Here is a 20,811-nt window from a genome sequence, read left to right on the forward strand (position 1 = left end):
TATGTACATCAGTGAAATAATCACCGTACATAAGACTATACTCCTTTTTCAGATTAATAGCAACATATTTTCGAAGCGATGTCCAGCGAAATCTAACAGGAGTACTACATCAGATGTGTCAGTGAAATTCCAAACCAGAAAGGACGAATACGTATGAACCAGCAGTGGAATACCGGAACCTATGATACTGACATGGCGTTTGTGTCTCAGTTTGGAGAGTCTCTGATTAAGCTTCTTCGCCCCCAGCCTGGCGAACAGATAATGGATTGGGACTGTGGAACTGGCGATTTGGCAGTAGCCATAGCTGCTAGTGGTGCCACTGTAACAGGGATGGATGCTTCTGACGAAATGATTCAGACTGCCTGTGACAAGCATCCACAGCTAAGCTTCATCTTAGCAGATGGGCAAAACTATGTCGCGGATCAGCCAGTCGATGCTGTGTTCAGCAACGCGGCTCTTCATTGGCTGACCGATGCGAACGGAGCTGCCGCTTTTATTGCGGCTAGCCTGCGAACAGGCGGACGTTTTGTCGTCGAGTTCGGTGGGCTGGGCAATATCGCTTCTATCGTTACTGAACTTCCAAATGCTTTTGCAGCTATAGGGTGTAGTGATAAGCTTCAGCTGCCTTGGTACTTCCCAAGCATCGGACAATACACAACATTACTAGAACAACATGGACTGACTGTAGACCTCGCCCTTTGTTTCGACCGTCCAACACCACTAGAGGCTGGAGAGCAAGGGTTCCAGCGCTGGTTGAACACTTTTGCTAATGGAATCTTAAGCGTCTTCACACCATCTGAACGAGATGAAGTCCTCTCATATATGGAACAGAAACTGAAACCGATATTATTTCAAGATAACCGCTGGGTGATGGATTATCGAAGAATACGGGTGGCCGCTTACAATCGAGTCTAATACTGAGAGGGATCTTCCGATACCACAAAAAAAGAGTGTACTGGCGCAGTGACCGCACCAATACACTCTTTTTCAATTGGATAATGGGGGGATTTGAAAGGCACCGACAATCTATCTTCTATCTCCCACATATCTGTCGCTCCCAGCACCAAGTCCGACCACCAGCAGCAATACGCTTGCACCAAGCAATAAAACCAGCGGCATTGTCCAGCTATTCATCACGTCATGCAGCCATCCGAATAATGCCGGACCCATCGCAGCAAGCACATAACCTACGGATTGAGCCATCCCTGACAGTTCCGCCGCTTCTTGAGTGCTTCTGGTCCGTAGACTGAAGAACATCATCACAAGACCGAAGGCAAACCCTCCGGCAATCCCAAAGCATATCGCCCAAACAGCCATTAAAGCGCTGCTGCCCAACCAAATCCCACCTATACCGATGAAATAAAGAATAGCAGTGATTATTACTAGAATACGTTGGTTCTTCATTCGCCCTGCCCACAACGGCACAAAGAAAGTAAACGGCAGCTGCGCCATTTGCATCAGCGATAGTAGCCAGCCAGCATGGCTTGAGGACATCCCCCGCTCACCAAGGAGAACAGAGAACCAAGCAATAAAGACATAATAAAGCAGTGACTGTAGGCCCATAAAAATGGTTACTTTCCAAGCTAGCGAAGAGCGCCACATATTCCCACTGGAGACCGAGCCCTTAGTCCCAGTTCCTTGATCGAGCTTGCGCATTTGCGGAATCCAGAACAAGGTTGCTAGCGCAGCGATCATAAACCAAATCGCCAAAGTCCCTCTCCAGCCAAATCCAGCATTACTGGCTAGCGGTACACTAATTCCTGAAGCGACTGCTGCGCATAAATTCATAGAGACAGTATAGACACCTGTCATTAATCCAATTTTGTGAGGAAACTTCCCTTTAATAAGGCCCGGAAGCAATACATTACATACTGCAATAGAAAGTCCGAGTATCGCCGTACCTGTGAACAACAGTCCCGTTCCAGCTCCCGACCGGATTAAAATCCCCATAGCCAGCATGACCATAGCAATTAACAACACATTAGCCAAGCCGAAACGCCGGGCTAGCTTTGGAGCAAACGGGGACAAAATGGCAAAAGCCAACAATGGTAGAGTAGTGATAGCTCCTGCTAAAGTATTCGATAAGCCTAGATCATCCTGAATCATTTGTATCAGCGGTCCGACGGAAGTGAAAGGAGCTCTAAGTGCCGCTGCGATAAAAACAATTCCCAACACTAGTAGCCATCGATCATACTTGGTATCCATTAAACCTCTATTCTGAATGTTTCCTTCTCGTTGCGATGCTTTCATCATGTATCCTCCTAAATTGCAACAAGCATAAACGCCTTTGACATCCCTGTAAGGACGGTGAGCGATTAAGCCAGAAATATAAAAATGTTTATTACATGGCATTAAGACCTATCATCCACTATTATTATAAAAGTTACAAGCCTTAAGTAATTTTATAACCCTATTATTGACAAAATCGAATGACATCTTTAGTATCCATATAATCAAGACAATTGAGAATCAATTTCATTCGATCTCCTACATAATCCTATAGAAAAGAGTGAACAGAATGCTTCGAAGGTTTTTTTCCTACTATCGTCCCTATAAAAAACTATTTATATTGGACTTCTCCTGCGCTGTTTTTGCAGGTCTGCTTGAACTAGCTTTTCCGGTAGCTGTCAATAAATTTATTGATGAATTGCTCCCAGGTCAAGATTGGCCGCTAATTCTTATTGCTTGTGTCGCGCTCCTAGCTATTTACGCCTTGAATACGGTGATGCAGTATATCGTTACATACTGGGGACATATGCTTGGTATTAATATCGAGACCGATATGCGTAAAAAAATGTTTGATCACATCCAGAAACTATCCTTCCGGTTCTTCGATAATAATAAAACAGGTCACCTCATCGGGCGCATCACCAACGATTTAAATGATATAGGCGAGGTGGCGCATCACGGTCCTGAGGATATATTTATCGCCATTATGACACTTGTCGGTGCTTTCCTCCTTATGGCTGATATTAATCTGAAGCTAGCCATTATTACTTTTATTATCGTTCCAATTATGGCCTGGGTGATCATCTACTTCGGACGCAACATGACTTCCACCTACCGCCAGCTTTTTGGAAATGTGGGTAGCTTCAATGCCCGTATTGAAGATAATGTAGGCGGAATCCGGGTTGTTCAATCTTTTGCAAATGAGCAGCATGAACAAGAGCTATTCGCAGTAGATAATCAAATGTTTCGTAAAACTAAGCTTCTTGCTTATAAAATCATGGCCAAAAGCCTATCCGTCAGCTATATGATGACCCGCCTCATTACGATCCTTGTGATGATCAGCGGCGCGTGGTTCTTCATCAACGGAGAACTTCAAATTGGTGAATTTGTGGCGTTTATTCTTCTGTCTAATATCTTCTTCCGACCGATCGAAAAGATCAATGCCGTTATCGAGAGTTATCCAAAAGGAATCGCCGGCTTTAAACGTTATCTTGAGATTATTGATACTGAGCCGGATATCAGTGATAAGCCAGATGCTGTGGAGGTAAGTACTTTACATGGGGATATTACCTTCCAAAATGTCTTTTTCGGATATGACGAGGACCGTCCAGTTCTACAAAATATCAGCCTAAAAGTAAAGGCTGGCGAAACGATTGCCTTTGTTGGACCCTCAGGTGCAGGCAAAACAACCATCTGCAGCCTGCTCCCTCGTTTCTATGATGTCACAGGCGGAGCTATCACCATTGATGGCATCGATATCCGTGACATGAAGCTGGAGTCGTTACGTAAACAGATCGGGATCGTGCAACAGGATGTATTCCTGTTCTCCGGTACGATTCGTGAGAATATCGCCTACGGAAAGCTGGATGCAAAGCTGCCTGAAATCTGGGAAGCTGCTCGACGTGCCCATCTGGAAGATCTCATTCAGAATCTGCCAGAGGGCATGGATACGGTGATCGGCGAGCGCGGTGTGAAGCTGTCCGGTGGACAGAAGCAACGCCTAGCGATCGCCCGCATGTTCCTGAAGAATCCACCGATTCTAATTCTAGATGAAGCTACTTCCGCACTAGATACAGAAACGGAAGCAGCGATCCAGCAATCTCTGGCGGATCTGTCCGTGGGTAGAACCACACTCGTCATCGCCCACCGATTGACGACCATAAAGAATGCCGACCGGATCATGGTCGTGAACGAAGAAGGCATCGCCGAGCAAGGCCGCCATGAAGAGTTAGTGCATGCCGGTGGCATATACAGCCGGCTGCATCAGGCGCAGTATAACGCTTAGGGCGTTCTATCTAGTTCCCTAGCTAAATGAAGCAAGCCTAGTCTCCACGTTATTGGCGACTAGGCTTGCTTTTTAGTGCATCTTGCTGCTTCCAGCGTGAGATGCTAAATTGGTGAGTTAGGGAGTTATGGGGTTAGGGAGTTAAGTGTATTGGAGTTAAAGAGTATAAGGAGTTATGGACTTATGGATTCGTGGGAATGAAATTTAGGGAAATCCTCCCCAATTTCATCGATATTACGGTCCTGATTTCAATAATTAGGGAATTTCTCCCTATAAATTCACCTAATTAGCTCATAACAGTGGATTTCAGGCGATTTATAGGGAGAAATTCCCTAAAAAGCTTAGAATCCAGCGAAAATCAGTAATTTATAGGGAGAATTTCCCTAAAAATCAAATACAAACACGAATCTGTGCATAATAGTAGCTCTCCGCTCCGATAAGGTAACCATGTTCAATCCCCCGATAATTCCTACGGCTTGCTCAGCACGTTGTACGGGATTTCTACCGTTCATTTCGGCGTTTCCACCCAATTTAGCCTAATCTACGGGATTTCTACCGTTTATTTCTTCGCAATATGCACTTTAAGCTGCTTCCCCTTCACGGTCGTCTCTCTCATCGCTTGCAGTACCATTGCACCCTTACCATTCAAAATATCCACGTAAGTCACATTGTCCTGAATCGAGATAATCCCGATGTCTTCCGCAGACATCCCTTCAAGCTTTGCGATTGTACCGACAAAGTCCACGGCTCTTAACTTCTTTTTCTTGCCGCCGTTGAAGTACAGCTTCATGATCTCTTTGTTCAAGCTCTCGCTTTTGTCCTTCTTGCGGACAGGCTGCTTGTTAATCTTCTGCTCGAACGCTTCCTTCGCGTAAGCAACGGCATCATCTGAAGGAGCTTTCATATTCGGGATGCTAAAGCCAATATAGCCTTCAATTTCCTTCACCCACTTTTGCTCATTCGGAGTAACAAAAGTGATTGCTTTGCCTGTCTTGCCTGCACGAGCAGTTCTGCCTGTACGGTGCACATAGCTTTCTTTTTCCAGCGGAATATCGTAATTAATCACGTGAGTGATGTTCTCGATATCAATTCCTCTTGCGGCTACATCGGTAGCGATTAAATAACGGAACTGCCCTCTTTTAAAAGCATTCATGACCTCAAAACGCTCATCCTGCTCCATTCCCCCGTGGATCTTATCACAAGGATATTCCAGATCAGCCAACCCTCTAAACACCGCATTCACCTGTTCTTGTGTACGGCAAAAGATAATGCAGCTATCCGGATTCTCCACCGTGATAATATCGCTCAATAGCGAGAACTTGGCAGCTTGTCTCACTTCGATCAACGCATGTTCAATTGTAGCGGTTGTAATTCCACTTGCCTGAATCTCGATTTCCGTTGGATCGCTCATATATTTCCGGCACAAATTCTTAATTACTTCCGGTAATGTAGCGGAGAAAACACAAGTCACTCGTTCTTTTGGCAGCTGTTTGATGATCTTCTCAATCTGCTCAATGAACCCCATGCTCAGCATCTCGTCTGCTTCATCAATGATCAAATACTTGATCCGGTTTAGCGGAAGCGTACCTCTTTCAATATGATCGAACACACGTCCAGGCGTACCTACGACAACATGTGTTTTTTGAGTAAGTTCAATTTTTTGTGGAGCAAAGGGCTGCTTGCCGAAAAGAGCCACGGCCTTAACCCGTTTAAATCGTCCAATGTTGGTGATATCCTCTTTCACTTGCATGGCAAGCTCCCGAGTAGGCGTTAGAATCAAAGCTTGCGGCTTATTCTCCACCCAATCCACCAGATCACAGACCGGGATTCCGTAGGCTGCCGTCTTGCCGCTCCCCGTTTGCGATTTAACGATTAGATCCTTTTGCTGGAGAGCTACAGGGATCACTTTACTTTGAACTTCTGTTGGCGTCTCATATTTCAGGACATCCAGCGCTTTAATAATGTCTTCGTTTAACTCATAATCTCTAAATTGCAATTCACTCATCGTTCAACCTCTTCTATGCCGATTGTTCTGGTTAAAGCGGAAACTCCGCGATCCTTCATCTTGTGCATACTTATTATTATAACAGTTATTGGCTCCTTTGATTCCATTCCTTATAGAACTGGTCCAGAAAACCAAGCATGAAATCATGCCGTTCTTCTGCTAACTTCAGCCCATAAGCTGTATTCATCAGGAATTTTAATTTTAATAATTTCTCATAAAAATGATTGATAGCCGTCCCCTTGCTGTAATCCCTGTACTCCTTTTGAAGCGATTCATCTCTTGGAGACACTTCCGGATCATAAGCCGGACGACCTTTCGCCCCTGAAAAAATAAAGGTTCTGGCTATCCCAATCGCCCCAAGTGCATCAAGTCGATCGGCATCTTGGACGACTTGGCCTTCAAGGGTCTGCATCGGTTCTCCCCCGCCACCACTAAAGGACATTGTCTCAATAATCATCATGATATGATTAATTTGTTCCTCATCTGTAAGAATTGAAGAAAGCCAAGTACGTACTTTAAGCAAACCTTCTTCTTTAGACGGATTAAGCTTCTCGTCAGCAACATCATGCAGCAAAGCCGCCATCGTGCAAACAAATACATCGGCGCTCTCGATCTTGGCAATTTCAGCGGCGGTATTGCGCACTCTATCGGAATGCCACCAGTCATGCCCCGTAGTATCTTGTCCTAGCTGTTCTTTAACAAAGTCTTCGGTCCGAGCTATAATTAAAGCTTCATTCATCTTAGAAAAACTCCCTTTCCTTAAGGAATATCGAAGCCCTATTATAGCTGATAACTTGTCTATTCGCCCACAAGAAATCGAAGGTATTATAAATTCTTACTTGCACGACTCTAAATGATCCGCTATAATCGGCAGTAATCAAAATTTCGAAGGGAATTGGTTCTGATGAATACTAATACAATCATGCTGAATCAACTTCATTATTATCACAAACAGCGTTAGCACCCCTGAATTTCTCAGGGAGGCTAACGCTACTCGCGTTGGCCTCCCTGCGGCATAGATCACGCGCAGGACCAAGAGGTCCTGCGCGTTTTTTTATTTTCTAAACTATGCCAATTCAAAGGAGCTACTAATGATGCAAAACATTAAAGGAACTAATGATTACTTCGGTCAAGAGCAAGCGCTCAGAAAGAACATTCAAAATACGCTGCAGGACTTGTTCGAGCTCTATGATTTTGAATCGATGGATACGACGTTATTAAATGAATTGGAGTTATTAACCTCAAAATATGCAGGCGGGGACGAAATTCTCAAGGAAATGTACCAACTCACGGATCAAGGCAACCGCAATCTGGGGTTACGCTATGATCTGACCATTCCTTTTGCCAAAGTGATCGCTTTAAATCCAGGGATAGAGTTCCCCTTCAAGCGGTATGAGATCGGAAAAGTGTTCCGAGATGGACCCGTGAAACGTGGGCGTCTGCGTGAATTTCTGCAATGCGATGTTGATGTAGTCGGCATTTCCGGCCCTGAGGCTGAAGCTGAGCTAATGCAACTGGCTTCCGAAGCTTTCCGCAAGCTAGACATCCCTATCATCCTAAAATGGAACAATCGACGATTTCTCAGCGAGATTCTGGAGTCCATTGGCGTACCTGCAGAAGAGCAACTATCCGTTATGCTTACCCTTGATAAGCTTGAGAAAATCAGCATTAGCGGAGTGGAGAACGAATTGATTGGCAAGGGGCTAGAATCTGCGACCATCACAGCTATTCTAGCGCTTATCGAAATGGACAATCCAAGCTTCGAACAGTTATGCGAACAATATGATCTCACAGCACAACCTGGTGCATCAGAGGTTCTTATCTTACAAAAGCTAATCCAAGACATTGGACTACAGGAAACTTGCCGTTTCGATCCTTTCTTATCCCGAGGTCTTTCATTCTACACAGGAACTATCTACGAGATCTTTGATGCTTCTGGTTCCTTTACGTCAAGCTTGGGTGGTGGAGGCAGATATGATGCGATTATCGGACAGTTAGTGGGCAGAGAAGATATTCAATACCCTACGGTTGGGTTGTCTTTTGGCATGGAGTCTATCATGGCTCTCCTGGCAGAACGACCTATCCAAGAAAATAAATCAGCTAATGTTATGGTCATTCCCATTGGTGAGACACTACCAAAAGCTTTGATTGCAGCGGCCGAGCTGCGTGCCTGTTCTATAAGAACCACTCTCGTATCCGGTAAAAGAAAATTAAAAAAGCAGCTCGCCACAGCCTCATCCAAAAGCATCCGTTACGTTATACTGATCGGCGAAAGCGAATCCAGTGTTGATAAGGTACGTTTGAAAGATATGGAGGAACAAACAGAGGTTATCGTTCCGCTGGATAAAGCTATTTACCTCATTACCGGATAAAGAACATTTTTAAATACTACACAAAAAAAGACCCCGCCGGCGGCCGGCGGGGCAAAGTTTATATTTAAGGGAGGTTATATATGTACTATATCCTTGCAAGCTTAATATTTTATGAATGACGGATAAAGATTCCCTTAATCCTTCTTAGATCTTAAACTGATCTACTAGACCCTGTAGCTCCTTGGCACTTTGGGTATTCTCGTCAGCCACTGTAACTTCATGGAATGTTTTCTCTACGATATCGGCAGTTTTTACCGCTATATCCTGAATCCCAATAGCCCCCTCGTTTACTGTAGCAGCCACTTCATTAACCGCAATAGAAATACTAGATACCGCCATACTTAGATGGTCAGCCGCGGTCTCGAATTGATTCATCAGCAGATTCACTGTAGTTGCATCTCTGTTATATTGCTGACTTACCTCCGTTAACCGCTCATAATCGCCAAGAACGTTCTGGTCAATAAAAGCGAGTAATGCCTCTGAATTTTCCTTCATTAGTTCAACAGAAGCATAAACACCTGAAACAACCCCTTGAATCCCCGCCGCGGTCTCTGACGATTTCTCAGCCAGCTTGCGGATTTCACCAGCTACAACAGCAAATCCTCTACCCGCTTCACCTGCTCTTGCTGCTTCAATCGCTGCATTCAAAGCAAGCAGATTGGTTTGACTAGTAATCGATAGAATCGTATCCGCCAACACATTAATCTCCGAGATCGCATTCGACTGCTCAATTGCTTTTTCCATATCTACACGAACAGATTCATACACTCGCTTCGCATTATCCGTGGACTCTAACGCCTCATCTTGTAACGCCATAGCTCGCTCACTGATCTGTTTGGAAACTTCAGCGCCTTCCTTCACATTACTGGAGATCTCGGATACATTAACATCAATTTCAGTAATCGCTGCCGTCATCTCTTGTGTTGAAGCTGCTGTCTCCTCCATCCCTGCCGATAGCTGCTGTGTTGTTGCCGAATTGTCGTGAGCATTCTCTCGTACATCTATAGACAGCTTTTCAAGGGTCTCCGCATTATCTAACACCTTCGTCGAGATCGTGATTAAACTGCCCGCCATATCACGAAGAATAGTACGTGTGCGGAGCATTGCTTTGGCAATCGTCCCTGTTTCATCTTTGTTTTTCGTCAAATATTCGTACTGAGAGTCATACGTCAAATTTAGCTCTGCCGTTCTATTGATCAACTCTGTCAGTTTAACAATCGGTGCAGAAATTTTTTGAGAAAAATAAAATGCAATCAGCAATGCAATAATCAAACTTCCCACACCTAGAAAAATATTGAAGTTTCTCATCTCAGTGACAGGCTTCACTATCTCATCTAAGTCAGCAGTTAATACAAGCAACCAGTGGGTCTCAGGCATAACCGTGTAAGCTGATTTCTTTTCCACACCATCAACTGTATTATTGAGCAGGCCGTCTGCTACCTTCTGACCAGCCTTCACACGATCAATAACAGCTGAAATCTGAGTATTCTCAACCGGTTGTCCAACTTGCTTTTTATCCGGATGGTACAGCTTATTCCCGTTCTCATCCAGTAAATATACATAAGAGCTCGTCGTGTTCACCACTTTTGTGTCTGCCAAATATTTAATCATACTATCTGCAGAAACCGCTGAAGCTACATATCCAATCATCTTGCCGTCACTCTTCACCGGATGCACAAATCCCACCACATAAGCCCCAGTAGATTTCGATTTCAGTGTTTCGCTAATTACCGGTTCTGCTGTTTCCATTACTTTCTTCGTATAATTCCTATCACTAAAATCCGTACCAATAAGCTTAATGTCACTGTCAGCCACAGCGATGCCCTTCATATCACTGACAAAAACATGTTCAAGGTTCCCAGCATCCTTCACAATTTCCTGAAGGCTGATATTTACCTCATTCTGTAGCTTATTCCCCTTGGCGACTCCACCATTCTTTGCTTGAAGTAATAATTCGACAATTTCCGACCTTCCCGCAACAAGCTCAATACTTCTCTGTTCTTTCGAAATCATAGACGATATGGTCTGAGCTTTATTCGTATTGACCTGCTTCATAGAATTCTCAGTAAGGCTCACTATCGCCTGAGTTGACCTTAAATATGTAAAAACCCCCATTACTGCAATACATAGTAGGGTCACACCTATCATCATAAGTGATAGTTTTAGACGAATCTTCATTTTTCCTCATCCTTCCGACTACTGTTCATTAGAGAACAATGCAATTGTAAATAATACAATTACTATCGGATATCATGATAAATTAGTGAATATTGACTAAGCGAAAATACGGAAAATATCAAAAAATGTCGAATTTTTGCATATAAATGCAGAAAAAACTAGTTCTGCTAGTTCGGTCACCTTCTTCAGAATAGTCATTAAGACCTGTTTTATCTCTATGATGAAATAGGCGGTTCTGACTGGGATGCTGGGGTAACTTGCGTGATTGCACCCTCTGTTAAGGTGTGTTTAGTTCTGCTACGTAAAAACAGACCAGACATTGCTGCGAGAATTTGCTGGAATAACATTCCTGAAATCACAGGGAGTGCAACAGCCGGAGGAAAATATTTTACTGCGAGCACAGCTCCCGCGCTTAGATTACGCATGCCGGAATTAAATTGCACAGCCACAGAATCTTCATAGCTAAAGCGGAAACGGCGTGATACTAATGCTCCGATTACATATCCAAGAACTACGGTTAAGAAGGTTACGCCAATAATAATCGCTAATTTACTATCCGGGTGTTTCAGATAACGAGCAATGCTAGCACCATTAATGGAAACGACCATGAACAATCCAACCTTTACAAATGGAGAAAACGGTGGTCCGCATACCGTATTCACTTTGCCTTTTGTCCATTGATTCAGAAGCATCCCGACCACCGAAGGAATGACAACCATCCATAGGAGACCTTTCATCATTTCCCCAAGCTGGATTTCCAAACTCGCTCCCATTAGCAAATACAAGGTACCCGGAACGACAATCGGTGACAAGAGCGTATCGATCAGAATAAGGGCCAAAGTCAGTGCAATATTCCCTCCATATATGGATACCCACACCACACTTACGACACCCGTGGGGATCGCAAACAGCAGTACAAATCCAGTCACTGTGTAAGGATCTCCCGGAAAAACAGCACTTGCAACGAGCCAGCCAATGAGCGGCATCACGATATGCAGAATAATCATCAACACCATCAACTTCTGTGGTTTCAGCAGTACGCCCAGCAGATCCTTGAGATTGGATTTCAAACTTCCGATCAATGTCATGAAGGCGAATATCCAAGGAACTAGCCATGTGAACGGCAATAGTCTGCTTTCATTAAGTACGCCAACGACGATGGCAGTTGGTGTCAACAATGGCATAATTTTTTCGAGAACAACATTGGATTTGATGAGTCCATTTCTTATATTCGTAAGCATGTGTCGCACACCTTATGTATGATGTCATACATTCCTTATCCACAAATTTAAGCTGTAACAGTTTCTATAAGCTTACAGAAATCATACAGGACTTCCCATTAATCTACTACACAAAAAGGAACCAATTATTTAAATTGGCTCCTGGTACTTTTTTATAAAAATGTCTAAATATTTAAACCCCTTGTGGAAACAAGGCGTCCAGTGCAGGGCATGGCAGTTTATCCAGGAACTGAGCCAATGGCGCTGGCATGTTACTGTACAAGTCCTTCAGTGAGGTCCCCTGATAAATGTTGCCAATAATAACGGGATGACATAATTCAGAGATCAGAATATCCCCATTTCCATGCAGATGAAGCTGTTTCTTACCCTCTATGCAGTGAGGAAAATAAACGCCCGGTTGCTCCTCGAATCCAAGCGCATCCATAAAACGGTCCATGCAAGTGAAATACAGGATCGTATCCTCTTTCTTCATAGCGATCAGTTCACTCACAGCATTCTTTAATTGTTCGCGGGCAGCTATAGACTTCCAGCCCGTATGATCCATGATGATACTGTTCTGAATCTCATGTGTTCTAACGCCCATAGCGTATACGTGATCACTTATTTCCTTCATATTATCTTGTGTTTCGCTGAACAACAGCGTCTCCAGCACCGTATCTACACTAGTTGCCGCGAACATAGTAATGTTCTCTCTTATTTTCTCATAAATGCTTGGATGAATATTATAATAACGGGAAAAGGCGTCCGCTGTAGTAAAATTGAAGGAAATATGTATCGTCGTTAATCCTGCCGCAACCAGCTGATCAATCCGTTCAGCATTTAAAAGACTGCCGTTCGAATTGAGCTGTGTCTGAATCCCTCTGGATGAGCAGTAGTTTACAATTTCCACACAGTCATCAAACTTTAATGTGACCTCGCCACCAGACAAACGCACTCTTTTTAGACCTGGAAGCTCTTCAAGAATTCGGATAACCTCTTTAGCTTTGATGCTTTGTCCATCATTTCTATTATATGCACAACAGTAATCACAGCGGAAATTACAGTTTGAGGTGACTCCTATTTCTAAGCCTTCCAGCTCATAGGTAAGCGGTTTGTCTAATTCTAATGCTTTATATCTCATACTCTAAAGTCCTCCTGAAAAATAATAAATTTGGTTCAAGGGTTCAACCTTAGAGAGTATAAAGGTTTATGACTTAGGTGAATGTGAGGTTTATAACACTACCCACCAATACTCTTTATAGGGATGTAAAGATCAACTTTCGCCTTGCCTTCAGGGTCATTATAGGGGTCATTCATACAAAACTCGAGCGCATGTCGATCATCCGGCTCATATTCACTATTAGGCAGCCATTGTCCGTACACACTTTGATAAGCAATTGCGAATTTATCAATCGTGTCATAAAACTGGTACCGGGCATAAAGACCACCAGATAATGTTTGGAAGGATATGCTTGAATCGCCTTCTATAGAAAACTCTCTCGGAATAGTTATGCAAGCATCATACCTGCAAGAATACTCGTCAGTTACGCTAGGGTCATCTAAAGAGATGCCGATAAAATATTCTGTTGATGGTAATTTGTTTTTCGCAACCCATTTGCTGAGTGTAGCCCATGCTTTATACGTTTCAAGATAGCTACCAACATGCCTTACATACGCTACTTTATAACCCGGAAGTTCTTGTACTTCAATGTTCATTTGCCATACTCTCCTTAGAAAATTATTATTGTTGTTGCTATTCACATCATAATTTTTAGAAGGAGCTAATTCTTCCTGATTATTGCTGGACATTAACTGATTATTGCTATGTTCTTGCTTGGATCTTCTCATCTCGCTTGGGGTTGTCTTAAATAACTTTCTAAAAGATGAATTAAAACTCGAGATGGAATTAAAACCGCATAAAGTTGAGATATCTAGCATAGTTTTATTCGTTGTTTCAAGATAAGTGACTGCACGATCTAGACGTCTTTCCGTTAGGTAGGTCATTGGTGTTTGGTTTGTAATTGCAGAAAAAACTCTAGAAAAATGATACTTTGAAAAATTAGAAATTTCAGCAAGCATCTCTAGATTGATTTCTTGATCTATGTTTTCCTCTATAAAATGAAGAACAGTCTGAATACGAACCCTGTAATCATTGTTCATTTGATTTACCTCAATTCCGCGCTGATAAAATAAATGATTAATAGAAATCCCATTTTCATAAAATTCTGAATAGAAAAAACCTATCACCTTCAAAGAGGCGATAGGTTTAACCTTCGCGGTACCATTCTTTTGATCGTTGTGTTCTAGAAGAAAATGAATTCCGCCTACAACTCCACCGACTTGCCCATCTCATTCCAGACAGGCTGTCCAATCAAGCCCACACGCCAGATTGCAATCCCTTTAAGACCGTAACGTTTGGCAAGTCCAACCTTGGAATTTACTGATGTTTCATTCTCACTGTATACGGAAATACCGAGAATCAGCTTATCCTTACTCACTTGCTGAAGTGCAAGCCGGATGCCTTCATCAACTAAACTCATCGGCTCTGGAATTTTTTTCTCTTTCAAATAATCATAAGCCATAATGACCAAATCATCTGCGAGGCTTCCCAGCGTCTTGTAATCATAACCTTTATAAGAGCTGTTTAATGGATGAAGAATAACCGTGAGCTTAAGACCTGCTGCATGTGCTTTTTGAGACAGATTCTTCACAAAAGCATTATAATCCGCTTGCACCTTTGCTTTATCTCCCGTTAGACCCAGTCCCTCGAGATCCAGCGTGATACCTTGGAATCCCTTTTGCGTAGCCAGATCGACGATTCCTGTAATCGTCTGCTCTTGAAGCACTTTATCTTCCAGGTTCTTCGTCAGTTCGGATGCAGTATCACCAGAAAAGACCATCAGATAAGGCGCTGTGCCACCAGCTGCTGCATTCGAGATAATAGACTCTGGGGTTACCTCCCCAGCAGCTTGAGGCCATCTAAAGTCAGTGCCTGTCGTGGTGAATTGTCCACTTTTATCAATCCCGCTCCACCCAAAAGCTACAGCATCGAAGCTAGGAAGTAACGAAATTTCACTGTATGAGCTTAGCGCATAGAAACCCAGCTTGTACATATCCGTCTTTGGTGAAGTGATCGATACCGTCTTGGTTGCTTGATCCCAAGCTACGCCCGCACCAAACTGCTGGCCGAAAAAGCTAAGTGGAATCATCGTGTTATTACGGATCGTTTGCGGGGCAACCCCTAGCTTCACAACCTCGCCGTTTACGCCTGCATTTTTGCTACCAAGGGTCAACGTTACCACTTTAGTACCCGCTGTATCCGTCTTGGTCGCGGTAATTTTCTTAAGCGCTTGATTCCACTCTACGTTGATCCCCAGCGCTTCAGATATCGCCCGGAATGGAACCATCGTAGTTCCGTTCATCACAACAGGCTCTACTGGAAAAGGCAGTGCATAACCATCCAGTACAATACTAACTCCCCCTGCTGGCGCTGCTTGTGTAGTATTGTGGAATATAGCTGTGGTGCCGCCTAGCGAAATCGCCAGACATAAGACCAATTTACCAATCCGTTTGTTCATGACTGTTAAGTCTCCCATCTTCCATAATATGAAGTGTAATCTCTTAAACTCTTTCTATGTCTTCTACCATTTTACCAAAGATTATCCAATTGTAAAATTAATAGATTGTCATCTATGAGCTTCGAAATTATTTTTCATATTAGTAGAGGTCGACAAAATTACATAAACACGCTCAAAAAGGTTCCCACTGCTCGTTCAACATCTACATCCACTGCAACTTGTATGGGTTTACCCACTTTTGGCTGAGCCCGCAAATCCGCTACGACCATTCCAGATGTAAACTCACCTTTGTGCTCCACACGAACATTCATTTCTTTATAGGTTACTAGATCTGGTTGCAGCGCAACCATAAGCGCGAGTGGATCATGCAGCGGTGCGCTGTTAATCAAAAAGTTCACTTCACGGTAGAAATTAAAATAATGAGTGAGCGATTGTTCCATAAACGAAATGATTGCTTTATTCTCTTCACGTCCAAAACGGTTTAATAAATCGATATGCTCTTGGGTGATCCGCGTCTTAAGTGTAACGTCTAGACCCACCATCATAACGGGAAGTCCAGATGTAAACACATGATCAGCAGCTTCCGGATCTCCAGCAATATTCGCTTCCGCAACCGGTGTTCTATTACCGGGATTGAAGATCGTACCGCCCATCACCACTACTTTTTTCAAAGTATTCTTAATGCCAGGGTCCATATCAATCGCCATCGAGAGGTTAGTTAGATGTGCAAGTGTAACTAATACAATCTCTCCGGGATTCTCATTGGCCATCCGAACAATAAACTCAGATGCAGTTTCGCTAATGGGATGCTGGGTAGATGCAGGAATTTCCACATTACCGATGCCGTTCTCACCATGCACATGGGTTGCGAAGCCTGAGCTCTCACGAACAAGTGCCTTGGATGCTCCGATAGCTACAGGAATTTCATAGCCGGGCTTAGCAAGCTCAATCAGTCGCAGTGAATTGTCAGCCGCCTTTTCGACAGCAATATTCCCAAAAACGGTTGTAATTCCTTCTACAATTACGTTTGGAGCGCGTAAGGCATATAGAATCGCCAGTGCGTCGTCAATGCCTGTGTCTGCATCAATAATAATTCGTGTTTTGCTCATTTAGTTTCTCTCCCATTATGCAATGTCGTAAGGATTAACATATCACTATCTACTAAATCGCTCAATTTTAGTTCTTTTTATTTGCTGTTCTTTAAAAGTATTGATAAAACCTTCGGGATCACACTCTACCAAATAAGTATATACGCCCTTACTCGTGTACAGATAGAACATCCCCTCTGAACCTCCCATAGTGCGATAGGACATATCTAAGATATCTTTTATTGGAAATTCACGATGACGAGTCACGACTCTATCTTTGTACAAATACATTAAGCGATTGCATGTAATACTTCGTTGTTCTCCATCCTTAATTTCCCGTTGTATCTTATAATACGGAAGCTGAGCTACCCATTTCATTTGAAGTCCTCCTGCTTGACGTAATGGACTCCATTTTATTATTCTTTTTACCTTTTTGCAAAATAAAGAAGCTCGACGATCCCCTCAGAAGGAGTCATCAAGCTTCAGGAATACCTTTTATTTCGCTGTATAAGCTGCGGCTGCTCGGCAAAAGCGTTCTAACGCTTCAACTAGAATTGATCTAGGACAAGCTAGATTGATCCGCAGATGACCTTGTCCCTCAGTTCCAAAGACAGAGCCTTCATTAAAAGCGACTTTCGCTTCTTTGTACATCAGTTTTTTAAGTCCATCTGTATCCAGATTCAACCCACGGCAATCTACCCATAGCAGGTAAGTGCCTTGTGGCTGCATCACTTGGACCTGTGGTAAATGCTCCGACAGATAGCTAATCGCATAGTCCACGTTGCCTGAAACGTACTCTACAAGCTCATCCAACCATTCTTCTCCATCATTATAAGCAGCTTCTACTGCACCTTGGGCGAAGAAGCTAGCCATATGTAAGCTCAGAGCTTTCATTTTTTGATCAAATTTAAGTTTCAATTCCGGATTCGAAGCCACGATAAAGGAAGATTGAATTCCCGGGAGATTGAAGGTTTTGGTCGCGGCAAGTGTGGTTAGTGTAATATTCGCAATTTCCTCGGATAAGGATGCAAAAGGGATATGCTCATAGCCCGGAAGTGCCAAATCACAATGAATCTCATCAGAGATTACGGTCACTCCGTAACGCAGACAAAGTTCACCAAGCTTCAGCAGTTCTTCTCTTTCCCATACTCTACCACCTGGATTATGCGGACTGCATAAGAGCAGCAGCTTGGCTCCACCTTGCATCAGCCCTTCTAATTGCTCATAATCCATCTCGAAGCGTCCATTACGGATCACAAGCGGATTACTGGCGACCTTTCGATCATTCATTTTGATTACATCATAGAAAGGATAATAAACTGGCGACTGTAAAATAACCTCGTCCCCTGGCTCGGTAAACAGCTCAACGGAAAGACTTAAAGAAGTTACAATTCCGGGAGAATCCGAAATCCATTCCGATTTAATTTCCCAATCATGCCGTCTTCCGAACCACGACGTGATAGCTTCTTTATAAGAGTCACTAGGCACACTGTAACCGTAAACCCCTTGTTCTGCGCGGCGCAGAATCGCTTCCTTCACTGCAGGAGGACTTTCAAAATCCATGTCTGCCACCCAAAGTGGCATAATATCTTTTTCACCAAACAACTTCTCGGACTGATCCCACTTGTAAGAACGTGTATTACGGCGGTCAATTACGCGATCGAAATCATACTTCAATTAAAGTCACCTCATCCTTATAAACTTGTCCCTTATTGTATCATGAGGAGGAGGATATCGCACTCTGGATAAAAAAGAACGCACTTGTCGAAAGTGCGCCCTCCTTAACTCATATACAACTATTTGTTATTGCAGCCACTCTTCCAAATGTACTGCTACAAATTCATCATCCACCAGATGAGGATAGTCTCTGCGCACTCTGTTGATTTCCTCCACTTGCCCCGGGGTTAATCGTTCCTCCGGATTTAGACACCATAAACCTTCAAGCAATCCCTGTTGGCGAAGCACCTCATGAATACCCGGGATACAGCCATGAAAATGATGCGCGGGATCAAATATCGCTGCATTGCTATCCGTCACTTCAACCCCAAACGTCAGCCAATTGGATGCCAACGAGGGTTCATTTCGTATCTTTTTAATCTCATTAAGCAGTTGTACTGCTTTGCTCGTCCAGACCGCCCAGTGGCCGAGAAGACCGCCGACTATTTTTTTCTCAACGGACTTGCCGTTCACCTTAAATCGGAAGGTCGTGAGCAGATCGCTGACAATATTATCATCATTTCCGGTGTATAGAGCAATTTCTTCACTGCGGCTGGACTCAAGCACAGCTCTGACTACATCCAACGTCTGATAACGATTGAACGGCGCCATCTTGATGGCGATTACGCCTGCTATTTCAGCAAATGCTTTCCAAAAATCAAAGCTTAAAATCCGTCCTCCCACCGACGGCTGAAGGTAGAATCCAAATACCGGAATCACATCCGCCACTCTACGTGTCCGTTCCAGCAGTTCTTCCTCACTCAAGACTTGCAGGCCTCCCATACTGAGCAGGCCTGCTTCATAACCAATGCTTGCGGCAAGCCGTGCTTCAAGAACAGCCTGCTCCGTACCACCACAGATACCCGCTACTTTCATGAAAGGTCGATCTAGCTGAGCACCCTCCACCTCTTCTGCGGCTAGACGTAACACAGGCTCCAGCAGCCCTACTTTTGGATTCCTGATCTCGAATTGAGTGGAATGCACTGCAACCGCGATTCCACCCGCTCCAGAAGCAAGATAATAGCGGGTAAGTGCCCGTTGGCGTCGTTCATCTAGTTTACGTTCTTTAGTTAAGGCGAGCGGATGCGCGGGAATAGCCAACCCATCATGAAGCGCGACATACAATTCAGTGGTTAATGCTTTTCTTGTCAGCGTCATCAATATTTGCCCTCCCGCTCCTGAAAATGCGTCGGTTTATTCCAGATTTCTCCGCCTTGTCCTACCCAATCACCAATCCAGTCGATCATTTCGGCCAGCGATACCCGAGGATAGCCAAAGGTTGCAGCGGCTTTCGCCGCGTTACTTAACAGTGCGGTAGGCGCTTCTTCACCTGTAAAGATCGGCTCAATGCCTAACTTTCGGCCGAATTCATTCGCAGCCCATCGCAGAGACAATGTCTCAGGCCCAGTAATGTTCATGACATTAGGCGGCGAACTGCAACGTAGCAGCGCTCGCAATGCGATTTCATTCGCATCCCCTTGCCAAATCACATTGGCATGGCCCATCGTGATATCAATGGGAAGGCCTTCCCTAACTGATCGAGCCAGCTCTAGCAACACGCCATACCGCAAATCAATGGCGTAATTCAGCCGATAAATGAACATCGGCGTTCCATTTTTATGAGAGAAATGTTCAAAAATACGCTCCCGTCCCAGACAAGATTGCCCATACTCCCCGTTCGCGTTCGGAGAAGTTCTTTCCGTTGCTCCCCCTTGACTGACCGGAGTAAACGGGTAAATATTGCCTGTAGAGAACACAACCATTCGTGAATTACGGAACCGTTCCGCTACGCGTCCCGGCAGATAGGCATTCATCATCCAAGTGAAATGTTCATTCCCGGCCGTGCCGAATTTATTCCCGGCCATATAGAGAATATTTTGGGTTTCAGGGAGTGCCTGCAGCGCCTGATCGTCTGACAAATCAGCGGAGATAATCTCGACTCCGCCCTCTTCAAGCTCTCGTCTCAGCTCCTTGTTCGAGAAGCGGGATACGCCGATAACTTTCTTGTCTAGCCCCGCTTGGCGAATCGCATTCACCGCCAGCCTTGCGAGACTAGGCCCCATTTTACCCCCCACACCTAGTAGCATAATATCCCCATCGAGCTGGCTTAGTTCCTCAATCAGTGCTGCCGATGGACTTGCCAAGCGCTCCTCTAACTCTTGAACGGTTCGCATCATTGAACTCTCCTCTCAGTTGACTCTGGTTTGTCGGTTTTACCAAAAAAGACCTTATAGCTCGGAGTAATCGGGAACGTTGCTTGCTGTAATTGGAAGCCAAAATCGCGGTAATTAGAAACCAGCTCGCTGCAATCAAAAACCAAGCTCGCTACAATCACAAACCAGCTCGCTATATTCACAAACCAGCTCGCTACATTCACAAACTGTCTCCCTACATTCACAAACCATCTCGCTACATTCACA

The 20,811-nt window shown here is 44.0% G+C and carries 18 protein-coding genes; 3 read left to right on the forward strand and 15 right to left on the reverse strand.

Annotation, left to right across the window (positions count from 1 at the left end; translation table 11 throughout):
• The first annotated feature begins 153 nt into the window (after window positions 1–153).
• Window positions 154–915, forward strand: coding sequence for a class I SAM-dependent methyltransferase (locus UQ64_RS15880; RefSeq protein WP_060624418.1), 762 nt, complete (start codon window positions 154–156; stop codon window positions 913–915).
• A gap of 111 nt (window positions 916–1,026) precedes the next feature.
• On the opposite strand, the gene UQ64_RS15885 is transcribed toward UQ64_RS15880, so the two are convergent.
• On the reverse strand, window positions 1,027–2,205 hold the full coding sequence (locus UQ64_RS15885) for a CynX/NimT family MFS transporter (protein ID WP_060624762.1): 1,179 nt from the start codon (window positions 2,203–2,205) through the stop codon (window positions 1,027–1,029).
• A 313-nt stretch (window positions 2,206–2,518) separates the two neighbouring features.
• Between UQ64_RS15885 and UQ64_RS15890 the strand changes: the two genes are divergently transcribed.
• Window positions 2,519–4,234, forward strand: coding sequence for an ABC transporter ATP-binding protein (locus tag UQ64_RS15890; RefSeq protein ID WP_060624419.1), 1,716 nt, complete (start codon window positions 2,519–2,521; stop codon window positions 4,232–4,234).
• Between the two features lie 383 nt (window positions 4,235–4,617).
• Here the strand turns inward: UQ64_RS15890 and UQ64_RS32580 are convergent, their stop codons facing one another.
• The 3 genes from UQ64_RS32580 to UQ64_RS15900 all read right to left on the reverse strand — a co-directional run bounded on the left by UQ64_RS32580 (window position 4,618) and on the right by UQ64_RS15900 (window position 6,978).
• Window positions 4,618–4,746 (reverse strand): hypothetical protein, encoded by a 129-nt coding sequence (locus UQ64_RS32580; protein WP_280818210.1) that lies wholly within the window; start codon window positions 4,744–4,746, stop codon window positions 4,618–4,620.
• 47 nt (window positions 4,747–4,793) lie between these two features.
• A complete protein-coding gene (locus UQ64_RS15895) occupies window positions 4,794–6,239 on the reverse strand; it encodes a DEAD/DEAH box helicase (RefSeq protein WP_060624420.1) in 1,446 nt (481 codons plus the stop codon).
• An 85-nt stretch (window positions 6,240–6,324) separates the two neighbouring features.
• Window positions 6,325–6,978 carry an HD domain-containing protein gene (locus tag UQ64_RS15900; RefSeq protein WP_060624421.1) on the reverse strand — a complete coding sequence of 218 codons (654 nt, stop codon included), beginning with the start codon at window positions 6,976–6,978 and terminating at the stop codon, window positions 6,325–6,327.
• A 352-nt stretch (window positions 6,979–7,330) separates the two neighbouring features.
• Here UQ64_RS15900 and UQ64_RS15905 point away from each other — a divergent pair, with 352 nt between their 5' ends.
• Window positions 7,331–8,611 carry a histidine--tRNA ligase gene (locus tag UQ64_RS15905; protein ID WP_342447590.1) on the forward strand — a complete coding sequence of 427 codons (1,281 nt, stop codon included), beginning with the start codon at window positions 7,331–7,333 and terminating at the stop codon, window positions 8,609–8,611.
• A gap of 144 nt (window positions 8,612–8,755) precedes the next feature.
• Here UQ64_RS15905 and UQ64_RS15910 read toward each other — a convergent pair whose 3' ends face one another.
• From UQ64_RS15910 to UQ64_RS15960, 11 genes are all read right to left on the reverse strand, one after another.
• Window positions 8,756–10,789, reverse strand: a complete 2,034-nt coding sequence (locus UQ64_RS15910; protein ID WP_060624423.1) for a methyl-accepting chemotaxis protein — start codon at window positions 10,787–10,789, stop codon at window positions 8,756–8,758.
• 215 nt (window positions 10,790–11,004) lie between these two features.
• Window positions 11,005–12,030: a bile acid:sodium symporter family protein gene (locus UQ64_RS15915; protein WP_060624424.1), complete on the reverse strand. Its 1,026-nt coding sequence runs from the start codon at window positions 12,028–12,030 to the stop codon at window positions 11,005–11,007.
• Between the two features lie 172 nt (window positions 12,031–12,202).
• The gene (locus UQ64_RS15920) at window positions 12,203–13,150 is read right to left on the reverse strand and encodes a radical SAM protein (protein ID WP_060624425.1); all 948 of its coding nucleotides are present in this window, start codon (window positions 13,148–13,150) and stop codon (window positions 12,203–12,205) included.
• A 98-nt stretch (window positions 13,151–13,248) separates the two neighbouring features.
• Window positions 13,249–14,256 (reverse strand): AraC family transcriptional regulator, encoded by a 1,008-nt coding sequence (locus UQ64_RS15925; protein WP_245238052.1) that lies wholly within the window; start codon window positions 14,254–14,256, stop codon window positions 13,249–13,251.
• Window positions 14,257–14,333: 77 nt separating this feature from the next.
• Window positions 14,334–15,587 (reverse strand): stalk domain-containing protein, encoded by a 1,254-nt coding sequence (locus tag UQ64_RS15930; protein ID WP_082651158.1) that lies wholly within the window; start codon window positions 15,585–15,587, stop codon window positions 14,334–14,336.
• Between the two features lie 158 nt (window positions 15,588–15,745).
• Window positions 15,746–16,696, reverse strand: coding sequence for a nucleoside hydrolase (locus UQ64_RS15935; protein ID WP_060624427.1), 951 nt, complete (start codon window positions 16,694–16,696; stop codon window positions 15,746–15,748).
• A gap of 45 nt (window positions 16,697–16,741) precedes the next feature.
• On the reverse strand, window positions 16,742–17,053 hold the full coding sequence (locus UQ64_RS15940; RefSeq protein ID WP_060624428.1) for a hypothetical protein: 312 nt from the start codon (window positions 17,051–17,053) through the stop codon (window positions 16,742–16,744).
• 117 nt (window positions 17,054–17,170) lie between these two features.
• A complete protein-coding gene (locus UQ64_RS15945; RefSeq protein WP_060624429.1) occupies window positions 17,171–18,352 on the reverse strand; it encodes a MalY/PatB family protein in 1,182 nt (393 codons plus the stop codon).
• Between the two features lie 126 nt (window positions 18,353–18,478).
• Window positions 18,479–19,549, reverse strand: coding sequence for a dihydrodipicolinate synthase family protein (locus UQ64_RS15950; protein ID WP_060624430.1), 1,071 nt, complete (start codon window positions 19,547–19,549; stop codon window positions 18,479–18,481).
• A complete protein-coding gene (locus UQ64_RS15955; protein ID WP_060624431.1) occupies window positions 19,549–20,565 on the reverse strand; it encodes an NAD-dependent epimerase/dehydratase family protein in 1,017 nt (338 codons plus the stop codon). The genes UQ64_RS15950 and UQ64_RS15955 overlap by 1 nt, the downstream gene beginning before the upstream one ends.
• A complete protein-coding gene (locus tag UQ64_RS15960) occupies window positions 20,565–20,810 on the reverse strand; it encodes a hypothetical protein (RefSeq protein WP_156417577.1) in 246 nt (81 codons plus the stop codon). The genes UQ64_RS15955 and UQ64_RS15960 overlap by 1 nt, the downstream gene beginning before the upstream one ends.
• Between the last annotated feature and the right edge of the window lies 1 nt (window position 20,811).

This window comes from Paenibacillus etheri, assembly GCF_001012825.1.
Lineage (GTDB): Bacteria > Bacillota > Bacilli > Paenibacillales > Paenibacillaceae > Paenibacillus_AQ > Paenibacillus_AQ etheri.

Excerpts from the sequence above, each read along its gene's own strand:
- UQ64_RS15880 (WP_060624418.1), top strand. The coding sequence starts at position 154 with ATGAACCAGCAGTGGAATACCGGAACCTATGATACTGACATGGCGTTT.
- UQ64_RS15885 (WP_060624762.1), bottom strand. The coding sequence starts at position 2,205 with ATGGATACCAAGTATGATCGATGGCTACTAGTGTTGGGAATTGTTTTT.
- UQ64_RS15890 (WP_060624419.1), top strand. The coding sequence starts at position 2,519 with ATGCTTCGAAGGTTTTTTTCCTACTATCGTCCCTATAAAAAACTATTT.
- UQ64_RS32580 (WP_280818210.1), bottom strand. The coding sequence starts at position 4,746 with ATGAACGGTAGAAATCCCGTACAACGTGCTGAGCAAGCCGTAGGAATT.
- UQ64_RS15895 (WP_060624420.1), bottom strand. The coding sequence starts at position 6,239 with ATGAGTGAATTGCAATTTAGAGATTATGAGTTAAACGAAGACATTATT.
- UQ64_RS15900 (WP_060624421.1), bottom strand. The coding sequence starts at position 6,978 with ATGAATGAAGCTTTAATTATAGCTCGGACCGAAGACTTTGTTAAAGAA.
- UQ64_RS15905 (WP_342447590.1), top strand. The coding sequence starts at position 7,331 with ATGATGCAAAACATTAAAGGAACTAATGATTACTTCGGTCAAGAGCAA.
- UQ64_RS15910 (WP_060624423.1), bottom strand. The coding sequence starts at position 10,789 with ATGAAGATTCGTCTAAAACTATCACTTATGATGATAGGTGTGACCCTA.
- UQ64_RS15915 (WP_060624424.1), bottom strand. The coding sequence starts at position 12,030 with ATGCTTACGAATATAAGAAATGGACTCATCAAATCCAATGTTGTTCTC.
- UQ64_RS15920 (WP_060624425.1), bottom strand. The coding sequence starts at position 13,150 with ATGAGATATAAAGCATTAGAATTAGACAAACCGCTTACCTATGAGCTG.
- UQ64_RS15930 (WP_082651158.1), bottom strand. The coding sequence starts at position 15,587 with ATGAACAAACGGATTGGTAAATTGGTCTTATGTCTGGCGATTTCGCTA.
- UQ64_RS15935 (WP_060624427.1), bottom strand. The coding sequence starts at position 16,696 with ATGAGCAAAACACGAATTATTATTGATGCAGACACAGGCATTGACGAC.
- UQ64_RS15940 (WP_060624428.1), bottom strand. The coding sequence starts at position 17,053 with ATGAAATGGGTAGCTCAGCTTCCGTATTATAAGATACAACGGGAAATT.
- UQ64_RS15950 (WP_060624430.1), bottom strand. The coding sequence starts at position 19,549 with ATGACGCTGACAAGAAAAGCATTAACCACTGAATTGTATGTCGCGCTT.
- UQ64_RS15955 (WP_060624431.1), bottom strand. The coding sequence starts at position 20,565 with ATGCGAACCGTTCAAGAGTTAGAGGAGCGCTTGGCAAGTCCATCGGCA.